Source organism: Blochmannia endosymbiont of Colobopsis nipponica (assembly GCF_014857065.1).
In the GTDB taxonomy this organism is placed as follows: domain Bacteria; phylum Pseudomonadota; class Gammaproteobacteria; order Enterobacterales; family Enterobacteriaceae; genus Blochmanniella.
This window is the reverse complement of sequence record NZ_CP046533.1, coordinates 298,766-322,543: the sequence shown is the minus strand read 5'-3', so window position 1 is coordinate 322,543 and position 23,778 is coordinate 298,766. Positions and strand designations below refer to the sequence as shown.

General features: G+C 29.5%; 15 protein-coding genes and 1 pseudogene. 13 read left to right on the top strand and 3 right to left on the bottom strand.

Features of this window, described 5'->3' with window-relative positions; genetic code table 11:
• The first annotated feature begins 3 nt into the window (after positions 1 to 3).
• From murD to secA, 9 genes are all read left to right on the top strand, one after another.
• Positions 4 to 1,329 carry a UDP-N-acetylmuramoyl-L-alanine--D-glutamate ligase gene (gene murD, locus GN160_RS01510; RefSeq protein ID WP_192380801.1) on the top strand — a complete coding sequence of 442 codons (1,326 nt, stop codon included), beginning with the start codon at positions 4 to 6 and terminating at the stop codon, positions 1,327 to 1,329.
• A 37-nt stretch (positions 1,330 to 1,366) separates the two neighbouring features.
• Positions 1,367 to 2,509 (top strand): cell division protein FtsW, encoded by a 1,143-nt coding sequence (gene ftsW, locus GN160_RS01505; protein WP_192380799.1) that lies wholly within the window; start codon positions 1,367 to 1,369, stop codon positions 2,507 to 2,509.
• Positions 2,506 to 3,576, top strand: coding sequence for an undecaprenyldiphospho-muramoylpentapeptide beta-N-acetylglucosaminyltransferase (gene murG / locus GN160_RS01500; protein WP_192380797.1), 1,071 nt, complete (start codon positions 2,506 to 2,508; stop codon positions 3,574 to 3,576). Before ftsW ends, murG begins: the two co-directional genes overlap by 4 nt.
• A 65-nt stretch (positions 3,577 to 3,641) precedes the next feature.
• Positions 3,642 to 5,087 carry a UDP-N-acetylmuramate--L-alanine ligase gene (gene murC, locus GN160_RS01495; protein ID WP_192380795.1) on the top strand — a complete coding sequence of 482 codons (1,446 nt, stop codon included), beginning with the start codon at positions 3,642 to 3,644 and terminating at the stop codon, positions 5,085 to 5,087.
• A gap of 194 nt (positions 5,088 to 5,281) precedes the next feature.
• Positions 5,282 to 5,920 carry a cell division protein FtsQ/DivIB gene (locus GN160_RS01490; protein ID WP_192380793.1) on the top strand — a complete coding sequence of 213 codons (639 nt, stop codon included), beginning with the start codon at positions 5,282 to 5,284 and terminating at the stop codon, positions 5,918 to 5,920.
• 55 nt (positions 5,921 to 5,975) lie between these two features.
• Entirely contained in the window at positions 5,976 to 7,262 is a 1,287-nt protein-coding gene (gene ftsA / locus GN160_RS01485; RefSeq protein WP_192380791.1) for a cell division protein FtsA, read from the top strand.
• A gap of 35 nt (positions 7,263 to 7,297) precedes the next feature.
• Complete coding sequence (ftsZ, locus tag GN160_RS01480; protein ID WP_192380789.1) at positions 7,298 to 8,452, top strand: cell division protein FtsZ; 1,155 nt, start codon at positions 7,298 to 7,300, stop codon at positions 8,450 to 8,452.
• Positions 8,453 to 8,558: 106 nt separating this feature from the next.
• Complete coding sequence (gene lpxC, locus GN160_RS01475) at positions 8,559 to 9,491, top strand: UDP-3-O-acyl-N-acetylglucosamine deacetylase (protein ID WP_192380788.1); 933 nt, start codon at positions 8,559 to 8,561, stop codon at positions 9,489 to 9,491.
• A 445-nt stretch (positions 9,492 to 9,936) separates the two neighbouring features.
• A complete protein-coding gene (gene secA / locus GN160_RS01470; protein WP_192380786.1) occupies positions 9,937 to 12,528 on the top strand; it encodes a preprotein translocase subunit SecA in 2,592 nt (863 codons plus the stop codon).
• A 23-nt stretch (positions 12,529 to 12,551) separates the two neighbouring features.
• Here secA and coaE read toward each other — a convergent pair whose 3' ends face one another.
• Positions 12,552 to 13,151 carry a dephospho-CoA kinase gene (gene coaE / locus GN160_RS01465; RefSeq protein WP_192380784.1) on the bottom strand — a complete coding sequence of 200 codons (600 nt, stop codon included), beginning with the start codon at positions 13,149 to 13,151 and terminating at the stop codon, positions 12,552 to 12,554.
• 1,054 nt (positions 13,152 to 14,205) lie between these two features.
• Between coaE and aceE the strand changes: the two genes are divergently transcribed.
• From aceE to lpdA, 3 genes are all read left to right on the top strand, one after another.
• Positions 14,206 to 16,872 carry a pyruvate dehydrogenase (acetyl-transferring), homodimeric type gene (gene aceE, locus GN160_RS01460; RefSeq protein WP_192380782.1) on the top strand — a complete coding sequence of 889 codons (2,667 nt, stop codon included), beginning with the start codon at positions 14,206 to 14,208 and terminating at the stop codon, positions 16,870 to 16,872.
• Positions 16,873 to 16,893: 21 nt separating this feature from the next.
• Positions 16,894 to 18,168, top strand: coding sequence for a 2-oxo acid dehydrogenase subunit E2 (locus GN160_RS01455; protein ID WP_192380780.1), 1,275 nt, complete (start codon positions 16,894 to 16,896; stop codon positions 18,166 to 18,168).
• A gap of 115 nt (positions 18,169 to 18,283) precedes the next feature.
• Positions 18,284 to 19,720 (top strand): dihydrolipoyl dehydrogenase, encoded by a 1,437-nt coding sequence (gene lpdA, locus GN160_RS01450; RefSeq protein WP_192380778.1) that lies wholly within the window; start codon positions 18,284 to 18,286, stop codon positions 19,718 to 19,720.
• Between the two features lie 243 nt (positions 19,721 to 19,963).
• Here the strand turns inward: lpdA and folK are convergent, their stop codons facing one another.
• A complete protein-coding gene (gene folK / locus GN160_RS01445; protein WP_192380776.1) occupies positions 19,964 to 20,473 on the bottom strand; it encodes a 2-amino-4-hydroxy-6-hydroxymethyldihydropteridine diphosphokinase in 510 nt (169 codons plus the stop codon).
• 87 nt (positions 20,474 to 20,560) lie between these two features.
• Entirely contained in the window at positions 20,561 to 21,007 is a 447-nt protein-coding gene (gene dksA / locus GN160_RS01440) for an RNA polymerase-binding protein DksA (protein WP_192380774.1), read from the bottom strand.
• Between the two features lie 450 nt (positions 21,008 to 21,457).
• Here dksA and mrcB point away from each other — a divergent pair.
• Positions 21,458 to 23,758 (top strand): annotated as a pseudogene (gene mrcB / locus GN160_RS01435) (bifunctional glycosyl transferase/transpeptidase); the annotation flags it as partial.
• Between the last annotated feature and the right edge of the window lie 20 nt (positions 23,759 to 23,778).

The following is a 23,778-nucleotide window of genomic DNA, read 5'->3' as shown; positions in this document are numbered from 1 at the left end:
AAAATGATGAATTATCAAGGCAAACGAGTTGTTGTAATCGGGTTAGGAATAACTGGTTTATCTTGTATTGCATTTTTTTTAAAACGTAATGTTATCCCTCAAGTCATGGATACTAGAAAGTATCCACCAAATTTAGATAAATTACCTGACAACATAGAATATTGTTTGGGTGAATTAAATAGGCAATGGTTATTCAAGGCTACTTTAATTGTCTTAAGTCCTGGTATATCGTTATATCATCCTCTTTTGATTATGGCAGCAAATTTAGGTATAGAAATCGTTGGAGATATTGAGTTATTTCTTCGCGAAGTTACTAAACCAATTATTGCTATTACTGGTACGAATGGTAAAAGTACAGTAACTAAATTAGTAGGTGAGTTCGTTAAGGGTGCAGGTTTACGAGTTGGTATTGGTGGTAATATTGGAATACCAGTTCTTACATTATTAGATTTTGATTATCAGTTGTATGTATTAGAAATATCTAGTTTTCAATTAGAAACTATTTACACTTTACATGCTGCTGCAGCTACAGTTTTAAATATTAGTGATGAACATGTGAATCGTTATCCTTATGGATTACATCAGTATCAAAAGATTAAGTTGAAAATTTATCAATCTGCATCTCTATGTATAGTGAATGCTTTGGATTTGTTGACTTTTCCAAGGGGAAAAAATAATTGTTTTAGTCGTTTTGTTTATTTTGGCGTGAAATATAGTAATTTTTATCTAGATTATTATAAAAAACAAATTTTTTTAATATTGCATAATAAAATATTATTGAATTGTTTAGATCTTAAAATTGTTGGTTATCATAATTATCTTAATATATTAGCTGCATTAGCTTTAGTTGATTTTTTATCAATTTCTCATTTTGTCTATTGGGATGTATTACGGAAATTTACTGGATTACCTCATCGATTTGAATTAGTTCATTTTAAGAATGGAGTAAGATGGATTAATGATTCTAAGTCTACGAATATGGCCAGTACTAGAGCTGCTCTTATGAGTTTATCTTTTGATAGAGGGGTGATACATTTATTGTTAGGTGGTGATGCTAAATCTGCTGATTTTAATTCTTTCAAATCTTATGTACAAGGAGATAGAATATTTTTATATTGTTTTGGGAAAGATGCTAAATATTTAGCAAAGTTGCGTTCAGATCATGTGGTTATCACTGATACTATGGAGCAGGCTTTAAAGATTATTAGTATTCGAGCTTGTTATGGTGATGTAGTTTTATTATCTCCAGGTTGTTCTAGTTTGGATCAATTTGAGAATTTTGAGGTACGTGGTGAAAGATTTACAAATTTAGCAAAAAAATTTGGATGATATTTTAAAGAACTTAAAATTAGTTATAGATTGAATAATGTTAAATAAATCCGTTAATGTCTTATATGACCGCATTCTTTTGTGGTTAATTTTAGGATTAATTTTTACAGGGATAGTTATGGTTGCTTCCACTTCGATGTTAGTAGGATCAAGGTTGTTAGGTGATCCTTTTTATTTTGTTAAGCGTAATATGTTATATGTTGGATTATCATTTTTAATATCTTTATTTTTATTAAGAACACCTGTATTTAGATGGCATCGTTATAGTTTAATTTTGTTGTTAGTTTCTTTTGTTTTGTTGATAGTGGTATTGTTGTTTGGCAATACAGTTCATGGTTCGTCCCGGTGGTTATCTTTTGGTTGGTTGTCTATTCAACCAGCCGAATTATCAAAATTATCGTTATTTTGTTATTTATCTAGTTATTTTTCGTATAAATTTAAAAATGGTTGTTTTGATTTTTATGTTTTTTGTAAACCAATTCTCATTATGTTGAGTATTTGTTTATTAGTATTAGTTCAACCTGATTTTGGTAGCGCCGTAGTTATTTTTGCAACAACATTAGGTATCTTATTTATTGCTAGTATTCGGTTGAGAAAATTTTTTTTGTTTGTTTTTGTGAGTGTATTTATAGTAGTTGGTTTAATTTTAATTGAACCGTATCGTATAGAACGTATTTTTTCTTTTTGGAATCCATGGCAAGATCCTTTTGGTAGCGGATATCAATTAACGCAATCGTTAATGGCTTTTGGAAGAGGAAAGTTATGGGGGCGAGGTTTGGGAAATTCTATACAAAAAATGGAGTATCTTCCGGAAGCTCATACCGATTTTATATTTGCTATAATTGCTGAAGAATTTGGATATTGTGGTGCATTTTTAGTTTTATTAATGATATTTTCAGTAGTTTTTCGAGCTCTAGCTATTTCTCGTCATGCTTTTAGACTTAATATGTTTTTTTCAGGTTTTTTATCCTGTGCTATTGGAATTTGGTTTAGTTTTCAAACAATAGTAAATGTTGGAGTGACAGTTGGTTTATTGCCAACAAAAGGTTTAACGTTTCCATTTATCAGTTATGGTGGATCTAGTTTTATGGTATTATTTTGTGCAGTTATATTATTATTGAGGATAGATTTTGAATTACGCATTTCTGAATTACAAGCTTTTGCAAAGGGTTTGGTATGATAAAAAAAGATATGCGTATTATGATAATAGCTGGGGGTACTGGTGGTCATATTTTTTCTGGGTTGGCAATAGCTCGTTATTTAATTAGTCATGGTGTACAGATTAAATGGTTAGGTTGTATTAATCGTATTGAATCTAAGTTAATACCTAAATATGGTATTGACATTGAATATATTGATATTAGTGGAATAATTGGTAAAAAAATAAAGATACAATTAACATCGTTGATCAAAATTATTAGATCTTTTAATAAATCACGTCGAATTATTAAATTATGGCGCCCTGATGTGGTATTAGGTATGGGTGGTTATGTTTCTGGTCCTGTTGGATTAGCTGCTTGGAGTGTAGGTATTCCATTAGTAATACACGAACAAAATGCTATTGCAGGTTTCACTAACCGTATTTTAAAAAAAATTTCAACGCGAGTATTACAAGCATTTCCTAACGTTTTATCTCGTGCAGAAATAGTTGGAAATCCTATACGCGATGAAATATTATCGTTACCTGATCCAATTCAGCGATTGAGTTATCGTACTGGACCTATTAGGTTATTAGTAATTGGAGGTAGTCAGGGGGCTCAAGTTTTAAATAAAATCATTCCAGAGGCAGTTATTGGTCTACATGACAAATTGAACGTATGGCATCAAATTGGTAGTGGAGGATGTTTAGAAAAAACGCGAGATATTTATTTAAAGTATGGAATTAATCATAAAATAGTAAGTTTTATTGATGATATAGCCCAAGCATACGCATGGGCTGATTTAGTGGTTTGTCGATCTGGAGCTTTAACTGTTAGTGAAATAACTGCTGTTGGTATTGCAGCTATTTTTGTGCCTTTTGTTCATTTAGATTATCATCAATATTGGAATGCTATATCATTACAAAGAATGGGTGCAGCGGAAATTATTAAAGAATCTGAGTTTACAGTTGAACGAATCAGCAAAATATTTACTTGTTTAAATAGAGATATTTTATTAAAAATGGCAAAGCGTTCTAAAATGTTTTATATAGCCGATGCCACCCAACGTATTGCACAAATTTTGATGTCAGTATCTTCAAAAAATTAATTTAAATAATAGTTCTTATTGTTAATTAACTTAAATATATTAAATATGTAGAGAATAATTTTAAAGTGAATTATCAACGATTAACAGAATTACATACTTTTAATCCAAAGATGAATCGTATTAAACAAGTGCATTTTGTTGGTATAGGCGGTTCTAGTATGGGAGGAATTGCAGAGATTTTGGCTAATAAAGGATATCGTATTAGTGGCTCTGATGTAGTATCAAATAAATTAATTAAACGACTAGTTAGTTTAGGTATAAAAATTTTTTTTAATCATCATCCTGCTAATGTTAATAATGCTAATGTAGTTGTTATATCTAGTGCTATTTCTCAAGATAATCCGGAAGTACTTGCTGCTAGAAAAGCTTGTATTCCGATTATAAAACGTGCAGAAATGTTAGCTGAATTAATGAGATTTCGTTATGGTATTGCTGTTGCTGGTACTCATGGGAAAACTACCACTACAGCCATGCTTGCTAGTATTTATATGCAGGCTGGTTTAGATCCTACTTTTATTATTGGGGGAGAAATTAAAGCAATTGGTGTTAATGCTCAATTGGGATATGGTCCTTATTTAATTGTAGAGGCTGATGAAAGTGATGCATCATTTTTATTTTTGCGACCAATAATAGAAATTATTACCAATATTGATGCTGACCATATAGATGCATATGAGGGGAATTTTAATAATCTAAAAAAGACCTTTATTAATTTTATGCATAAGATACCATTTTATGGGTCCGTTATTGTATGTATAGATGATCCAATAATAAAAGAATTGATACCTAAAATAAACCGTCACATTGTGACTTATGGATTTAGTCCTGATGCTGATTTTTCAATTTGTGGATACAGTCAACAAGAAGAAAAAATATCTTTTTTATTAAAAAAAGACGGATCTTTGTTACAAGTCACCTTAAATATGCCTGGTCGCCATAATGCGTTAAATGCTGCTGCAGCTATCGCAGTGGCTTTTGAAGAGGGCATAAGTAATAGGACTATTTTACAAGCTATTTCTCAATATCAAGGTACATGTCGTCGTTTTGAGTGTTTAGGAAATTATAATTTGAAAGATATTAATGGTAAACAAGGGACAGTTATGCTAATCCATGATTATGGACATCATCCTACTGAATTAGATGTTACTATTAGAGCTATACGTAATGGCTGGTTTAATAGACGTTTAGTTATGATATTTCAACCTCATCGCTTTACTAGAATGAGAAATTTGTACAATGATTTTGTTAGAGTATTATCTAATGTAGATTTTTTGTTGCTTTTAAATATATATTCTGCTGGAGAAAATTCAATACCTGATGTTGATAGTTATTCTTTATGTAAATCTATTCGTCAATTTGGGAAAATTAATCCCGTTTTAGCCTTAGATATTACACAATTGTCATGTATTTTATCTGTGATTTTACAAAATAATGATTTAGTTTTAATGCAAGGTGCAGGTACTATTGGTGAAATAGCAAATAAATTAGCGCGTAATAATTTATTATTATGATAAAAATTTTAAATAAAATATTTTGTTAAAGGTAATATTAAATGTTTCGGGATGTTACAAATACACGAATACATAAGCTAAATAAATATTTTATATATTCTATTATAAAATACAATAATTATTATATTGGTTTATTTTTTTTTATATTAGTTTTTTTTGTTATTATTTGGAGTTCATTTAAAGTAATTTTATGGATGAGAGATGTTTCTCATTTGGAAGATTATCAATTATTTATTAATGGTCATTTAAATTATACAATTGATAAGGATATTAATTATGCTATTTCTGTTGCCGGTTCAAATCCAAATTTTATGCAATGTGATGTATTTGCTATTCATAAATATCTCAAAGAATTATCATGGATTAAAGAAGTTAGTGTACGTAAACAATGGCCTAATATATTAAAGATCAGAATTGTGGAATATGAACCAGTGGCATATTGGAATGATGTTTATATGTTAGATAGTAACGGTGTTATTTTTCAAATTCCAACGGAAAGAATGCATAAATATTTTTTGCCTATGTTATATGGATCTACTAGAGATGTACTAGATTTGTTAACCGGTTATTATTTGCTTAATGAGATTGTAACGTTCAGCAATTTTAAAATAAAATCTATAAAACTGGATAATCGTTATTCATGGCAAATAATATTACAAGATAATATTATATTGAAATTAGGTAGAAAAAATAAGGTAAAAAAATTACAAAACTTTATTAAGATTTATCCCTTTTTTCTTGAAAGCCTTAAAGATAAAGCTAAATATATTAGTTATATAGATTTGCGGTACGATCATGGTTTTGCTGTAGGTTGGATATCTTCCAATAATTAATAAATAATATAGTATAATTTTACCAGATAATAAAGATAATAATCAAAGGTCAATAATGATCAAAGTATTAGATAAAAGATTAGTAGTGGGATTAGAAATTGGTACAGCTAAAGTTGTTACGTTAGTTGGTGAAATATTACCTGATAGTATGGTAAATATTATTGGATTTGGTAGTTATCCGTCTCGTGGAGTGGATAAAGGTGGTGTAAATGATTTAGAGTCGGTAATCAAGTGTATACAGCGTGCCGTTGATGATGCTGAAGCAATGGCAGATTGTCAAATTTCATCTGTATATCTTGCATTATCAGGAAAACATATTACTTGTCAAAATGAAATTGGTATTGTTCCTATTTCAGAGGAAGAGGTTACACAGGAAGATGTAGATAATGTAGTACATACAGCTAAGTCAGTGCGTGTATGTGATGAACATCGTATTTTGCATGTTATCCCCCAGGATTATGCTATTGATTATCAAGAAGGTATTAAAAATCCTTTAGGTTTATCTGGAATAAGAATGCAGGCTAAAGTGCATTTAATTACGTGTCATAATGATATGGCAAAAAATATCGTTAAAGCAGTAGAACGATGTGGATTAAAAGTGGATCAATTAATTTTTGCTGGATTAGCTACTGGATATGCAGTTTTGACTGATGATGAACGTGAATTAGGTGTGTGTGTTGTAGATATTGGGGGTGGTACTATGGATATAGCAATTTATACAGATGGAGCATTACGTCATATCAAAGTTATTCCTTATGCTGGTAAAGTAGTAACTAGTGATATTGCATATGCTTTTGGGACTCCTTTTCATGAAGCTGAAATTATAAAAATTCGTTATGGTTGTGCTTTGCATTCTATCGTTGGTAAAGAAGAAAGTATTGATGTACCCAGTGTGGGTGGCCGTCCATCACGTAGTTTACAGCGTCAAATTTTAGCAGAAGTAATTGAACCTAGATATATTGAATTGTTAAATTTAGTAAATGATGAAATTTTACGATTGCAAGCTCAACTTCATCAACAGGGAGTAAAGAATCATTTAGCGGCAGGTGTTGTGTTAACTGGTGGTGGATCTCAAATTGATGGGTTGGTTTCTTGTGCACAAAAAGTCTTCAATACTCAAGTACGCATTGGGTCCCCATTAAATATTACCGGATTAATAGGTCATGTACAGAAACCTTATTATTCTACTGTTGTTGGTTTATTGCATTATGGTAAGGTTTCTCATTTAAATAATGATCTTGAAATAGATAGACGTACTTCATTTATTGCTTGGTTTAGACATATCAGTAGTTGGTTTAGAAAGGAATTTTTAGTGTATATATTCAGTTTATTAATAATTTAATTTTTAAAATCATAAAGATGATGGAGATATGTATTATGTTTGAGCCTATGGAGTTAACTAGCGATGCAGTTATTAAAGTAGTTGGAGTAGGTGGTGGAGGTGGTAATGCTGTTGAACATATGGTACGTGAACATATTGAAGGTGTAGATTTTTTTGTAATTAACACTGATGCACAAGCATTGAGAAAGATGTCTGTGGGGCAAACAATTCAGATAGGTAGTAATATTACAAAGGGTTTAGGTGCAGGTTCTAATCCAGAGATAGGTCGTACTGCAGCAGAAGAAGATCGAGATATATTGAGAGTCGCATTAGAGAAAGCTGATATGGTGTTTATTGCTGCCGGGATGGGTGGTGGCACTGGTACTGGTGCAGCTCCGGTAGTAGCGGAGATGGCAAAGGAACTAGGTGTTTTAACTGTAGCTGTAGTCACTAAGCCCTTCAGTTTTGAAGGTAAGAAACGTATGGCGTTTGCTGAACAAGGGATTGCTAAACTTGCTAAGTATGTTGATTCTTTAATTATTATTCCAAATGATAAATTACTTAAAGTGTTAGGTAGAGGAGTTTCTTTATTAGATGCTTTTGCCGCAGCTAATGATGTATTAAAAGGTGCTGTACAAGGTATTGCAGAGTTAATCACATGTCCTGGATTAATGAATGTAGATTTTGCTGATGTGCGTACAGTTATGTCTGAAATGGGTTATGCTATGATGGGATCAGGAATTGCTTGCGGTGATGATCGTGCTGAAGAGGCAGCCGAAATTGCTATTTCTAGCCCCTTATTAGAGGATATAGATTTGTCTGGGGCTCGTGGTGTGTTAGTGAATATTACTTCTGGTTTTGATTTACGTTTAGATGAATTTGAAACTGTAGGTAATACTATTCGTTCTTTTGCTTCTGATAATGCTACTGTTGTAATTGGAACATCTTTGGATCCGGAAATTAACAATGAAATACGTGTAACTGTAGTTGCAACTGGGATCGGTATGGATAAACGTTCAGAAATAATGTTAGTTACAGATAAACAAGATGTTTCAAATAGTATCAATAATCGTTATTGTGGATCTTCTAGCATGTCCAGTTTTTTACAAGAACAAGGCAAGGCAACATCAACTCAAGTAAATAACAAGGAAGACATGCAAATTAATAAAGAACCTGATTATCTAGATATACCTACTTTTTTAAGAAAATAATATATTAAATTTTCAATTTTTAAAATAATGCTTTGGTATATTTTAGTTGAAAGTCATCATTATGTATTTATTTAGGGTATTAGTGAAAATTTTTGAGATAGCAACAATGATTAAACAAAGGACATTAAGACGTATTGTACAAATTACCGGCATAGGACTACATACTGGGAAAGAAGTAACTTTAACATTGCGTCCTGCAGAAGCGAATACTGGAATTATTTATCGTCGCATAGATCTAACACCACCTGTAGATTTTCAGATGAACGTTACTGCAGTACGTGATACTACATTGTGTACTTGTTTGGTTAATGAATTAGGTGTACGTGTTTCTACTGTAGAACATTTAAATGCAGCTCAGGCTGCTTTGGGAATTGATAATGTTATTATAGAAGTTGATGCGCCTGAAATTCCTATTATGGATGGTAGTGCAAGTCCTTTTGTTTATTTGTTTTTAGATGCTGGTATTGAGGAATTGAATAGTGCAAAAAAATTTTTACGTCTTAAACAAGTAATCCGTGTTGAAGATGGAGATAAATGGGCTGCGCTTGCTCCATTTGACGGCTTTCAATTAGATTTTACTATTGATTATCAACATCCTGTCATTGATATAAATTTACAGCGTTATTTTTTTAATTTTTCAGCTGAATCTTTTGTAAAACAAATTAGCAGAGCACGTACATTTGGTTTTATACGTGATATAAAAAAATTGCGATCTCGTGGTCTTTTGTTAGGCGGTAGTTTTGATTGTGCTGTTGTAATGGATGACGATAAGATTTTAAATCAAGATGGGTTACGGTTTAATAATGAATTAGTCAGGCATAAGATGCTTGACGCTATTGGTGATTTATTTATTTGTGGTTATAATTTAATAGGTTCTTTTACTGCTTTTAAATCTGGACATGCTTTAAATAACAAATTGCTGCAGGCTGTTTTGCAAACCAGAGAGGCATGGGAAGTTGTTACCTTTGATGATAATGAATCTAAATTACCGCTAATGTTTAAATATTCACATTTGTTATGGCATGATCAGTTGAATTAATGATAAATTTCTTTTAATTAAATTTATGTATTTTAATTTAAGAAAATGAATTTTCAAATGTTAATTAGGTACATATTGATTAATTTAACTATGGATATCACTTGTATTTAAATGCAATAACTAAAACATAAGTAATTAGTTAAAGTTTGTTTTTAAATTATTTTAATTTGGTATTTAGCTCATAGCAAAATACTCAGTTTTGTAAAAAATTTCTTGTATTTAAATTTATATAATATAATTACTAGAGTTAGGAGAATTATTTTCATTTAATTTTTATACATAAACAATATTTAGATTAGAATAAAATTATATTTTATTGTATTTATGATGGCGTGAATTGAGACCATTTTTATTGAAATTACGTAATATTTAAATGAATTTTATTTATATTTTGTTTTTAATTTTGAATTTTTGTTAGTTATATTTATGTAATATAGAGTTTATTATGTTGGTAAGGTTATTCACTAAATTTTTTGGCAATCATAATGAACGTGTTTTACGTCGTATGAAAAAGATAGTTTCAATTATTAATGAGATGGAGTTTGATATAAAGAAATTAAGTGATAAACAGTTATCTGCTAAAACTAATGAATTTCGGATGAATCTTTCGCACGGTATAAATATTAATGATCTTTTACCTCAAGCTTTTGCAGTAGTGCGTGAAGCTAGTATCCGTGTTTTTGGTATGCGTCATTTTGATGTTCAATTATTAGGTGGTATGGTATTAAATAACCGTTGTGTAGCTGAAATGCGTACTGGAGAGGGTAAAACGCTTACCGCTACTTTACCTGCATATTTGAATGCTTTAAGTGGTCGAGGAGTTCACATAGTAACAGTGAATGATTATTTAGCGCAGCGTGATGCAAGTAATAATCGTCCTTTATTTGAATTTTTAGGTTTAAAAGTAGGTATAAATTTACCAGGTCAATCTTTGTCTGAAAAAAAGTCTGCGTATGCTGCAGATATTACTTATGGTACAAATAATGAATATGGATTTGATTATTTGCGTGATAATATGGTTTTTAATTCAGAAGATAGAGTTCAGCGTTCGTTATATTATGCTTTAATAGATGAGGTTGATTCTATTTTAATTGATGAAGCCAGAACTCCTTTGATTATTTCAGGTCCAATGGAAGGTACTTCTAAATTATATTATTTAGTAAATAAGCTTATTCCTTATTTGATTCGTCAAGATAAGGAGGATTCAGATAAATTTCAAGGTAAAGGGCATTTTGTAGTAGATGAAAAAACTCGTCAGGTGATACTTACAGAGCGTGGTTTAGTATTGATTGAAAAATTAATGGTTGATGCTGGTATTATGAATATAGGAGAATCTTTGTATTCGTCTTCTAATATTATATTAATGCATCATGTTAATGCTGCTTTACGCGCCCATGTACTGTTTATGCGTGAAGTAGATTATATTATTAAAAATGGTAATGTATTAATTGTAGATGAACATACAGGGAGAGTTATGCCTGGTCGTCGTTGGTCTGATGGATTACATCAGGCAATAGAAGCTAAAGAAAATTTAATTATTCAAAATGAAAATCAAACATTGGCTTCGATTACTTTTCAAAATTATTTTCGTTTGTATGAAAAGTTAGCAGGAATGACTGGTACTGCCTATACTGAATCTTTTGAATTTAAGGATATATATAAAATGGATACTATTGTAATTCCTACAAATTGCCCGATGATTCGCAATGATTTACCTGATTTAATTTATATGACGGAAAATGAAAAAATTGACGCTATCATCCAAGATATTAAATCTTGTAATAAACGTGGTCAACCGGTTTTAGTTGGAACAATTTCAATTGAAAAATCTGAAGTTATTTCTAATGCTTTAAAAAGTGCAGGGATTGTGCATAAAGTTTTAAATGCTAAGTTTCATGCTACAGAAGCAGAAATTATTTCTCAAGCTGGTAAGCTTGGTGCAGTGACTATAGCTACTAATATGGCTGGTCGTGGTACTGATATTATATTAGGTGGTAATTGGCGTTCAGAGTTATCTTCTTTAGATAATATTGACGAGCAGTCATTATTACATATGAAATCTTCATGGAAAAGATCTCATGATGCAGTATTAGACGTTGGTGGCTTACACATTATAGGTACTGAACGACATGAATCTCGACGTATTGATAATCAGTTGCGTGGTCGTTCTGGTAGACAAGGAGATGTTGGTTCTTCTCGTTTTTATTTATCTATGGACGATTCTTTAATGAGAATTTTTGTTTCTGATAAAGTAACAGATGTTATGCGTAAATTAGGATTGAAAGTTGGAGAAGCTATTGAACATTCTTGGATTAGTAAAACTATTTCTCATGCTCAGCGGAAAGTAGAAAATAGAAATTTTGATATTCGTAAGCAACTCTTAGAATATGATGATGTTTCTAATGATCAACGACGTGTTATTTATACGCAGCGTAATAGTTTATTAGATATGGATGATATTGGTGATTTAGTGGCTAGAATTCGTGATGATGTTGTTACTAAATTATTAATGGTTTATATGCCGTTACCTTTTTTAGAAAAAAAATGGAATATTAGTTTATTAGAAAGACGTTTTCGTGATGATTTTTATTTTAATATTTATATTTTAAAATGGTTAGATAAAGAACCTGATTTGTATACTAAAGGAAAAGAATTATATAAGCGTGTATTAGTAGAATTTAGAAGTTATCATCAACTTAAAAAAGAAAATATTGGTTATAATATAGTGCGTAGTATTGAGAAAGGTATTATGTTACAGGTTTTTGATTATTTATGGAAAGAGCATTTAGCTGCTATGGATTATTTGCGTCAAGGTATTCATTTGCGTGGTTATGCACAAAAAGATCCTAAACAAGAATATAAAAAAGAAGCTTTTAAGATGTTTGCAAATATGTTAGAGACTTTAAAATATGAAGTTATAAGTAAAATTAGTAAATTTTTATTTAATTCTTCTTTAACAGCTAAAGAAATAAGTAGGAATGAGGATTGTCCTTGTAAATCTGGTAAAAGGTTTAAACAATGTCATGGTAAATTATAATAGTCTTATTTTAGTTAAATATTTTATTTACTTATCTTAAGATAAAATTTATGTAAATCGATAATGTTGTTTATTATATCTATTTTCTTTAATCTGTCATTCTGAATAAGATCATGTGCTATATTTAAACGAGATTGACGATTTGTTTGTGAATCTAATATTTTTTTGGCTTGGGTTTTACAGATATTATCTCTATTTATGATTCTGATGATTTGGTTGTCAGGATTTGTATCTATTACTAAAATGCGATTTGCTATTTTTTTTAAATTATTTTCGACAAGAAGAGGTATATTCCAGATTATATATGGTGATTTTGTTGATTTAAATTGTTTTTTAGTTTCTTTACGAATTAATGGATGGAGAAGCTTGTTAAGCCATATCCTATCTGTAGTATTATTAAAAATTTTTTTTCTAAGAATTTTTCTGTTTAATGTTCCATTTTGATTTAGTATAGACATACCAAATCTTTCAGTAATACTAAGTATATTTTGACTTTTCGGTTGTAAAATTTTTCTAGCAATACAATCAGCATCTATTACAGTGATACCTAAATGAGAAAAGATATTTGATATTGTACTTTTCCCACTACAAATACCTCCTGTAAGAGCAATAATGAAGTTCATGATTTATTTTCATTTGTATTGTAATAATTTCGTTCTACAAAATTTAAGTTTAGTTTCTTATGACAATGTTATAATTTAGTTTTGATCAATTAGTCAATATTAAATAATAAATGATATAATAGGTTAAAGTTATTTAAAGTGTATTTGTTAACTTCAATAGATTGAGTTTATTGGAGTTCTTATCTAATTTTATGTTAATGTTTATGTTTTTGTGTAAATGATGTTATGTTTATTTTATAATATAAAGAACGAATTGAGTATTATTATGTTTTATTTTAATTTATTTGTGTTTTTATTTTTTTTGAATTTTTATAATATAATCTGATGTTTAATTTTGAAGATATTTATTTATAGCAAGATTTTTATATAATCTTTATTTTGTTATTATGATATAAATAAAATTTAATTATAGCAGTCGTGTTTTGTTGTATTTTATTTGTCATTATTCATAGGTTTAATAATGAGGTGGGTGTTGTTTTTGTTTTTATCCAAATTAATAAGATGTATAAGTAAATGTGTGTTTTATTTTTGAAAATTTAATATTTATATTATTCATTTCAGAATGAAGGGTTTAATAAAATTTGGGTTGGATTAATAGTTGGATATGCGTTTATTTAATAAATGTTTATTATTCAAGAATTAGCATTATTTAGTTTTGTTTAATAATGTTCGTTTATTATAATGTATGTTTTGACTTGATTAAACAAATAAATATTTATTAAATGGGGAGTAATTTTTACATTGAAGGTTTATTTATTTTACTTAAATTGCTTGAATTTTAATTTGTTGATGATAGCATCTTTATAATAAAATTTAATTATATTATATTTTATCAGTAAGATTTTTACTATTTCGTGTTTATTTTATAATTTATGATAATTTGTTTACGTGATACTTGATAGATCAGTTTTATTTTCATTAATGACAAGTATTCAAAATTATTAAAATATAAACATAAATTTTGATTTATGATAAATTATATTTTATAAGGTTATTTTGTTTTTTTGTTTACAGACAAATTTTAATTAATTTAGAACACATGAAGGAATATACCATGTCTGAGTATTTAATTGATGACGTGGATCCGATCGAAACAAGTGAGTGGCTTCAAGCGATTGTTGCAGTCGTTCGTGAAGAGGGGATCGAGCGAGCACGGTTTTTGATTGATCAAGTTATAATTACAGCAAATAAGAATGGTGTAAAATTTTACGATAAAACAGTAAATAAAGATTATATTAATACTATCTCTGTTGATGATGAACCAAAATATCCCGGTAATTTAAAATTAGAGCATAGGATATGTTCTGCTGTTCGTTGGAATGCTCTTATTATGGTGTTACGAGCATCAAAAAAAAAATTGGATTTAGGTGGTCATATAGCTTCTTTTCAATCAGCTGCTACCATTTATGAGGTTTGTTTTAATCATTTTTTTAGAGCTCAAAATGAATATGACACCGGTGATTTGGTATATTTTCAGGGTCATATTGCACCTGGTATATATGCTCGTGCTTTTCTTGAGGGAAGATTAACTGAAGATCAGTTAGATAGTTTTCGTCAAGAAGTATATCAAAATGGCTTATCTTCTTATCCGCATCCAAAGTTGATGCCGGAATTTTGGCAATTCCCTACTGTTTCAATGGGTCTTAGTTCTATTGCTGCTATTTATCAGGCCAAATTTTTAAAATATTTAGATCATCGTGGTTTGAAAGACACCAGTAATCAAACAGTTTATGCTTTTTTAGGAGATGGAGAGATGGATGAACCTGAATCTAAAGGCGCTCTTAATATTGCAACTCGGGAAAAATTAGATAACCTTATATTTGTAATCAATTGTAATTTGCAACGTTTAGATGGTCCTGTCATTGGTAATGGTAAGATTATTAATGAATTAGAAAATTTGTTTATTGGATCAGGATGGGAGGTGATTAAAGTTATTTGGGGTAGTTTATGGGATGATTTATTTCGTAGAGATTATAGCGGAAAATTAATTCAGTTAATGAATGAAACAGTTGATGGAGATTACCAAACTTTTAAGTCTAAAAATGGTGCTTATATACGTGAACATTTTTTTGGTAAATATCCAGAAACAAAAGATTTAGTGAAAAATATGAGTGATGATGAAATATGGTCATTAAATCGTGGCGGTCATGATGCTAAAAAAATTTTTGCTGCTTTACAAAAAGCTAAGAAAACAATTGGAAAACCAGTTGTTATTTTAGCTCATACTGTTAAAGGTTATGGTATGGGTGTATTTGCAGAAGGTATGAATATTGCTCATCAAGTAAAAACAATAACTACAGAAGGAATGCGTTATTTTCGTGATCGTTTTAGGTTAGAAAATATTGGTAATGATCAGATTGAATCCTTATCTTATATTACTTTACGCAGTGATTCTGATGAATATAGATATTTGCATGAAAGACGTAGGATTTTGCATGGATTTTTACCTAAAAGATTAAAAAATTTTACTGGTTCATTGGAATTACCTCGTTTTGAAGATTTTCAACCATTGTTAGGAATACAAGAAAAAAAGATTTCTACTACTATTGCATTTATTCGTGTATTAAATATTTTATTGGAAAATAAAGGGATTCAAAATAGGTTAGTGCCTATTATTGCAGATGAAGCTCGTACATTTGGTATGGAAGGTTTATTTCGTAAAATTGGTATTTATAGTTCAACAGGTCAATGTTATACGCCACAAGATTACGGACATTTAGCTTATTATCGTGAAGATTTAAAAGGACAAATTTTGCAAGAAGGTATAAGTGAACTTGGTGCTCTTTCTTCTTGGTTAGCTGCAGCAACTTCTTATGCTACTAATGATTATCCTATGATTCCATTTTATATTTTTTATTCTATGTTTGGTTTTCAGAGGACGGGAGATTTATGTTGGGTTGCTGCTGATCAACAAGCACGAGGTTTTTTAATTGGAGGGACTTCTGGTCGTACTACATTAAATGGGGAAGGATTACAACATGCTGATGGTCATAGTCATATTCAATCATTGATTGTTCCTAATTGTATTTCATATGATCCTGCTTTTGCTTATGAAGTTGCCGTCATTATTTATGATGGATTAATTCGTATGTATGGTAAACGAGCAGAAAATATATATTACTACATAACCATTACAAACGAAAAATATTTTATGCCTGCTATACCAGAAGGAGTAGAAGAAGGTATTAAAAGAGGTATTTATAAATTGGAATCTTTTCCAGGTGATATAAGTAATATTCAGTTAATGGGATCAGGTGCTATTTTACAATGTGTACGTAAAGCAGCAAAAATTTTATCTAGAGAATATGGAATAGGTTCTGATGTATATAGTGTCACTTCATTTACTGAGTTAGCTCGAGATGGACAAGATTGTGAACGTTGGAATATGCTTCATCCTAAAAAGAAGCCTAGAATTCCTTATGTATCTACTGTGTTGAATGATGCACCTGTAATTGTATCTACTGATTATATGAAGTTATTTGCTGAACAGATTCGTGGATTTATTCCTTCTCAAAATTTCTTTGTTTTAGGAACAGATGGTTTCGGACGTTCAGATAGTAGAGAAAATTTACGGCATTATTTTGAAATAGATGCTGGTTATATAGTTGTAGCGTCTTTAAATAGGTTAGTAAAGATTGGTAAAATTAGTGTAGATCAGGTAATAAATGCCATTAATATTTTTAATATTGATGTTGATAGGATTAATCCTCGTTTAGAATAAGCGCTTGAGGTAGAGTAAAATATGGCGATAGCAATGAATATGCCAGATGTTGGTGTTAATGAAGTAGAAATAATTGAAATTATGGTGAAAGTAGGTGATTTTATTAAAGTTGGTCAATCACTTATGGTAGTAGAAAGTGATAAAGCATCTATGGATGTTCCATCTACGTTTACTGGTGTTATTGAATCTATTCCTATCAGTGTAGGAGATAAAATTAAAACTGGTTCTTTAATTATGTTTTTTGATATTAAAGATAATATAACTAAATCTATGTCTGACAATAATAAAAATAATTTGGTATCTACGTTTTCTCAAAAGAATAATCAAGATAAATTGATGAATATTGATTATCGTGGTTCGTCCTATATACATGCAACGCCATTGATTCGTCGTATGGCGCGAGAGTTTGGGATTAATCTATCTCATGTTAAAGGTAGCGGGCATAAAGGTAGGATTTTAAGAGAAGATGTTCAAAGTTATATTAAAAATTCCTTAGATTGTAATCGTTTTATTTTTAATTCTGATTTAAATTGTGTAGCGAATATTTTACATGATATATCATCTTCACCTGATATAAATTTTCGAAAATTTGGCAATGTACAGGAAGTGAAATTAAATCGTGTTCAGAAAATTTCTGGAGCTAATTTATATCGTAATTGGATAATGATTCCCCATGTTACACAATTTGATGAAGTTGATATTACTGAAGTAGAAAAATTTCGTAAACAGCAAAATTCTGATTTTGAGAAAAAAAAAATATCTATAAAAATTACTATTTTAATATTTATTATGAAAGCGGTAGCTAAAGCATTAGAAAAATTGCCACGTTTTAATAGTTCTTTATCAAAAGATGGTAAAATGTTGATTTTAAAAGAATATATTAATATTGGTATAGCAGTGGATACTTCTAGTGGATTATATGTTCCAGTTTTACGTGATGTTAATAAAAAAGGTGTAATTGTTCTTTCTCGTGAACTTGCAGAAATTTCTAAAAAGACTCAGTCTGGTGGTAAATTTACTGCTTTGGATTTACAAGGTAGTTCTTTTACTATATCTAATTTAGGTGGAATAGGTGGCGCATCGTTTACACCTATTATTAATGCACCGGAAGTAGCTATTTTGGGTGTTTCTAGATCTTTGGTTAAACCAGTATGGAATGGTAAAAAATTTATTCCTAGATTAATGCTACCATTATCGTTATCATATGATCATCGTGTTATAGATGGTGCAGATGGTGCGCGTTTTATTACCTTAATTAATCAGATTATGTCTGACATTCGCTATCTAATAATGTAGACTTATTAATTTTTAAATAGCTTAAAAATTAATAAGATAATTTTAATAATATTAAATTTTGAATTGTCAGAGATTATTAATTTATTAATTTTAATAAACTAAGAGGTTAATTTTTATGATAGTTGCTCAAAAAATAAAAACGCAAGTTGTAGTATTAGGAGCGGGTCCTGGAGGTTATTCTGCAGCTTTTAGATGCGCAGATTTGGGCAAAAAAGTTATTCTTGTAGAAAATTATTCTAATTTAGGTGGCGTGTGTCTTAATGTTGGTTGCATCCCTTCAAAAACATTATTGCATTTTTCTAAATTACTGAGAGAAATGAAATTATTTGCTAATTATGGTCTTGTTTCTATAGATAAAATTCAAATTAATTTTGATAAATTGCTTTCTTGGAAAAAGAAGATAATTGATAAGCTTGCATTTGGTTTAAATAATATGTCTAGTTTGCGAAAGATAAGAATAATTCATGGGTATGGTAAATTCATTGATTCTAATGTTTTAAGAGTAGAAAGCAATTCTGATATTTTTGAAATTTATTTTGATTATGCAATTATTGCCACTGGTTCTCAATCCATGCAATTATCTTGTATTTCTTATAATGATTCACGTATTTGGAATTCTACTGATGCGTTAAAATTACAAAAAGTACCAGATAAATTATTAATTGTTGGTGCAGGTGTTATTGGTTTGGAAATGGCTACCATATATAGTGCTTTAGGGTCAAAAATTGATTTAGTGGAAATTTCTGAAAATCTTATTCCAATACTAGATGATGATATAATAAAAATATTTACTAAATGTATCAGGGGTCAATTTAATTTAATTCTGGGTACTAAAATAACAATGGTTAGTTGTAAGAAAGAAGGTATATTTGTCAGTATGAAAAAAAATGATAATTTATTACCGGATGTTAAATTATATGATGGCTTGTTAGTTGCTATTGGGCGTACGCCAAATAGTAGATTTTTAGGAGTTGATTTGTTAGGAGTAAAGTTGGATTCTCATGGATTTATTGTTGTTAATAAACAGATGTGTACTAGTTTATCTCATATTTTTGCAGTGGGTGATGTTGTTGGTCAACCTATGTTAGCTCATAAAAGTATTTATGAAGGACATGTAGCTGCTGAAGTAATTGCTGGGCTAAATAGTTATTTTGACCCAAAAGTAATTCCCTTTGTGATTTATACTGATCCAGAATTAGCTTGGGTTGGTTTAACTGAAAAAATTGCTCAAGAAAAAAATATTTCTCATGAATCAGCTGTTTTTCCCTGGTTAGCTTCAGGTCGTGCTGTTTCTTCTAATTATCAACAAGGTGTGACTAAGTTGCTTTTTGATAAAAGTACTCATAAAATAATTGGTGGTACAGTAATAGGTACAAATAGTAGTGAATTATTAGGAGAAATAGGTTTAGCAATTGAAATGGGATGTGATGCTGAAGATATTTCTATGACTATGCATGCTCATCCAACCTTATATGAATCAATAGGATTAGCCGCTTCAATATATGAAGGTTCAATTACTGATATATTGAATATAAAAGCAAGATCGAATTGAATTGAAGGCCTTATTTTAGTTTAGTTATTTATGTTGAGTAATAACAAACTTTCAAACTTTACTATTATAAGTTCTTTGATTGTAGTATGTATATGTAAATATGATTATATTTTGTTAATTAAGTTTTTGATGAATATGTTGTTTATTATAGAAAGGTGCTACGACAGTTTTTATAAATAAGGTTAAAAATTGAGTTTATATTTTAATTTTCCACTAATTACATGTAGCTAAAAATTGAATATGCTATATAAAATTTAAATTAGATTTAATATAGTTCCAAGATTGTTTTTTTTTTAAAATATTTAAGTGATGTGTGATTCTTTTTTTATCTGGTAAATATAATTCAGGATCTAGTTCAATTAATGGATATAGCATGAATTCTCTGTTGTAGAGATCATAATGGGGTATTATTAGATTCGTTGCGTGAACAATATAGTTCCCAAAAAGTATAATGTCTAAATCTAATGTTCTGGATGTCCAACGTGATTTTGTTGTTCTAACGCGTCCTTGTTTATATTCAATTATCTGTAAATAATTAAGTAATGATCTTGGATCAAGAGCAGTTTGTAGTTTGGCTACTGCATTAATAAATTCTGGTTGATTTAATGAATATAGAGGAGGATTAGAATAATAAGAGGAATGCTCAATTAATTTAGTTTCTGGAATTTCAGATATTTTACGAAGAGCATTAGTTATTTGTTGTTTAGGATTTGATAGATTACTGCCTAAAGATATCCATACATATTCGATCATATAGTTTTATGTTTATTTTGAAAAATTTTTATTTTATTATTTAATATTAAATTAAATCTGAATTGATACTATAATTTCATTATCTTATTATTTGTTTTTACGAATTTCAGCCAAAGTTTTACAATCGATACATAAATTAGTTGTTGGGCGGGCTTCTAATCGACGAATACCTATTTTAATATCACAAGATTCACAAAAACCAAATTTTTTCTCTTTTATTTTATGTAAAGTACTTTCTATTTTTTTTATAAGTTTTCTCTCTCTAGCTCGATGGCGCAATACAAGATTAAATTCTTCTTCTTGTGCTGCGCGATCTATTGGATCAGGGAAATTAGTCGCTTTACTTTGCATATTTGAAGTTGTGCGCTTTATTTCATTTTCTAATTGATTATGCCAGGCTTTTAGAATTCGTGTAAAATGTATAAGTTGTGCGTCATTCATATACTTTTCATTTTGTTTTTCTTCATAAGGATTTACTCCAGCCATTGATAGAATACTTAGAGAAGATATTTTACGTTTTGTTTGTTTTTGCATAATTTTTGCAATCCCATGATGTTCAAAATTTAGTTTTGTTAATAGTATTTCAAGTAAATAATTATTTATAATGACATAAGTATAATAACCATAAATTAAACAAAATTGATTATATTTATAGTTTATGATTTTTATTTTATAGTAAATATATCACTATATCATATAATTTTATTAATATATTATCTAATGTGTAATATTGTATTATTAAGATATCTTATAATTTAAGTCAATTATTTTGACTTGTAATATTTGCTAAGTTGGTATTTTATTATTTTGTTATTTTAGTTATCTTTGATGATAATTAGTGATTTAAATTTTAAATTTAAATTTTATACAAAAGAGTTTCTGACTAACTAATCTTAAACAATTAAATCGTATTCTAAAAATATGAAATCCATTAGTTATTATAGATCTTCAAATCGATATTTTACAAAAGTTTTTTTATATAAAATATTTTTTTATATTATTTTGATAGTGTTTATGTTGATAGTTAGTTATGGTGTTTATTTAAATGCTAAAATACATAGTCGTGTTGGTAATAAAGTATGGCAATTACCCATGACTATTTATAGTCGTATGATAAATTTAGAACCAGATATGGTGTATACTTGTAAAGATATTGTGGATTTATTAGAAAGTATGCATTATCGTCAAGTATCTAAAATTACTAGTCCTGGTGAATTTATTATACAATCTAATTGTGTGATTGAATTATTGCGTAGATCTTTTAGTTTTCCAGATGGTAAAGAAAAGGAGGTTCGTGTTTGTATTACTTTTTCTGAAGGTAAATTATTAAAAATTACAAATTTAGATACCGGATATGATTTTAGGATTTTTCGTCTTGATCCTAAATTAATAGGTGTTGTAAATCAGTCGCACAGAATACAAAGGTTATTTGTTCCTAGATCTGGCTTTCCAGATACGTTGATTAAGACGTTAATTATCGTTGAAGATCAATATTTTTATCAGCATGATGGAATAAATTTGTTTTCTATAGGACGAGCTTTATTGGCTAATTTATCAGCTGGACATACAGTACAAGGAGGTAGTACTTTGACGCAACAATTAGTAAAAAATTTATTTTTATCTAGTGATCGATCGTTTTGGCGTAAATTTAACGAAATTTATATGTCTTTAATTCTTGATTATCGATGTAGTAAAGATCGTATACTTGAGTTATATTTAAATGAAGTTTATTTTGGTCAAAACGGCGATGATCAGATTCGTGGCTTCCCACTGGCTAGCTTGTATTATTTCGGACGTCCAGTAAGTGAGTTAAGTATTGATCAGCAATCAATGTTAGTAGGTATGGTGAAAGGAGCGTCATTATATAATCCTTGGCGTAATCCTAAAATAGTATTAGATCGTCGTAATAAGATTTTAAAGTTATTAGAACTCAAGAAGATTATATCTAGTGAATTATATGTTATGCTCAACGCGTTACCATTAGGTGTGAAGTTAAGAGGTGAAGTATTAACTCCTCACCCAGCATTTATTCAAATGGTTTATGAGGAACTATATAGTAAATTTGGCAGTCTTATTGATAATCATTTTGGTTTAAAAATATTTACTACTTTAGATCCCTTGTCACAAAATGCAGCAGAAAAAGCAATGGATATAGGTATTAACGCACTGCGCGTTAGCCGTTGTATTAACGATTTAGAAGGAGCTATAGTAATAGTAGATCGTTTTAGTGGTGAAATACGAGCTGTGGTAGGGGGGAGTAACCCTCAATTTGCTGGATTTAATCGTGCAATGCAGGCCAGACGTTCTATTGGTTCTTTAGCTAAACCAGCTACTTACCTCGCTGCCCTTAGTGAACCTAATAAATACCGATTAAATACGTGGATTGCAGATGCTCCTTTAATGATAAAGCAAAAAAATGGTATAATTTGGTCTCCTAAAAATTATGATAGAAAATTTCGTGGAAAAGTAATGTTAATAGATGCCTTGACTCAGTCTTTAAATATACCTACTGTAAATCTTGGTTTATCTATTGGATTAAAAAATATTATTGATTTATTAAAAAAATTAGGAATTCCTTCCTCATCATTAACTTCTTTTCCGTCTATGCTTTTGGGTGCTTTGAGTTTAACGCCATTAGAAGTAGTTCAAGAGTTTCAAACTATAGCTAGTGGTGGTAATTATGCTCCTTTATCATCAGTACGTTCGATTGTAGATGAAGATGATATTGTTTTATATCACAGTTTTCCACAGGCATTTCGCGTAATACCCGCTGAAGCAGCTTATTTAATATTGTATGCTATGCAACAAGTGGTATCATGCGGGACGTCTTATCCTCTTTATAAAAATTTTCCTTTTACCTATTTAGCTGCTAAAACAGGTACTACCAATGATTTGCGTGATAGTTGGTTTGTTGGTATTGATGGTAAAGAGGTTACTACAATTTGGGTAGGTAGAGATAACAATTGTACAACTAAATTAACCGGATCTAATGGAGCTTTAACTTTGTACAATTTTTATTTAAAATATCATTCGCCTCTTCCTTTAAGTTTGATACCACCTAATGGTATTATCAAAATGTTTATTGATTGTTATGGTAATTTTGTATCTGATGAGTTATATGCGTCACGTGTTTTGCCAGTGTGGACAAATGATCCTCAGTCATTGTTTTTTCAGAGTGAACGAATTGTTAGTTATTCTCAATTTCAAAATGATGGAGATTTTTCTTTTAGTTTAAAAAATGAAAATGATTTTTTTAATTGGATCCATAATTTATTTAATTTGTAAGTTTTAATACAAATTGCATA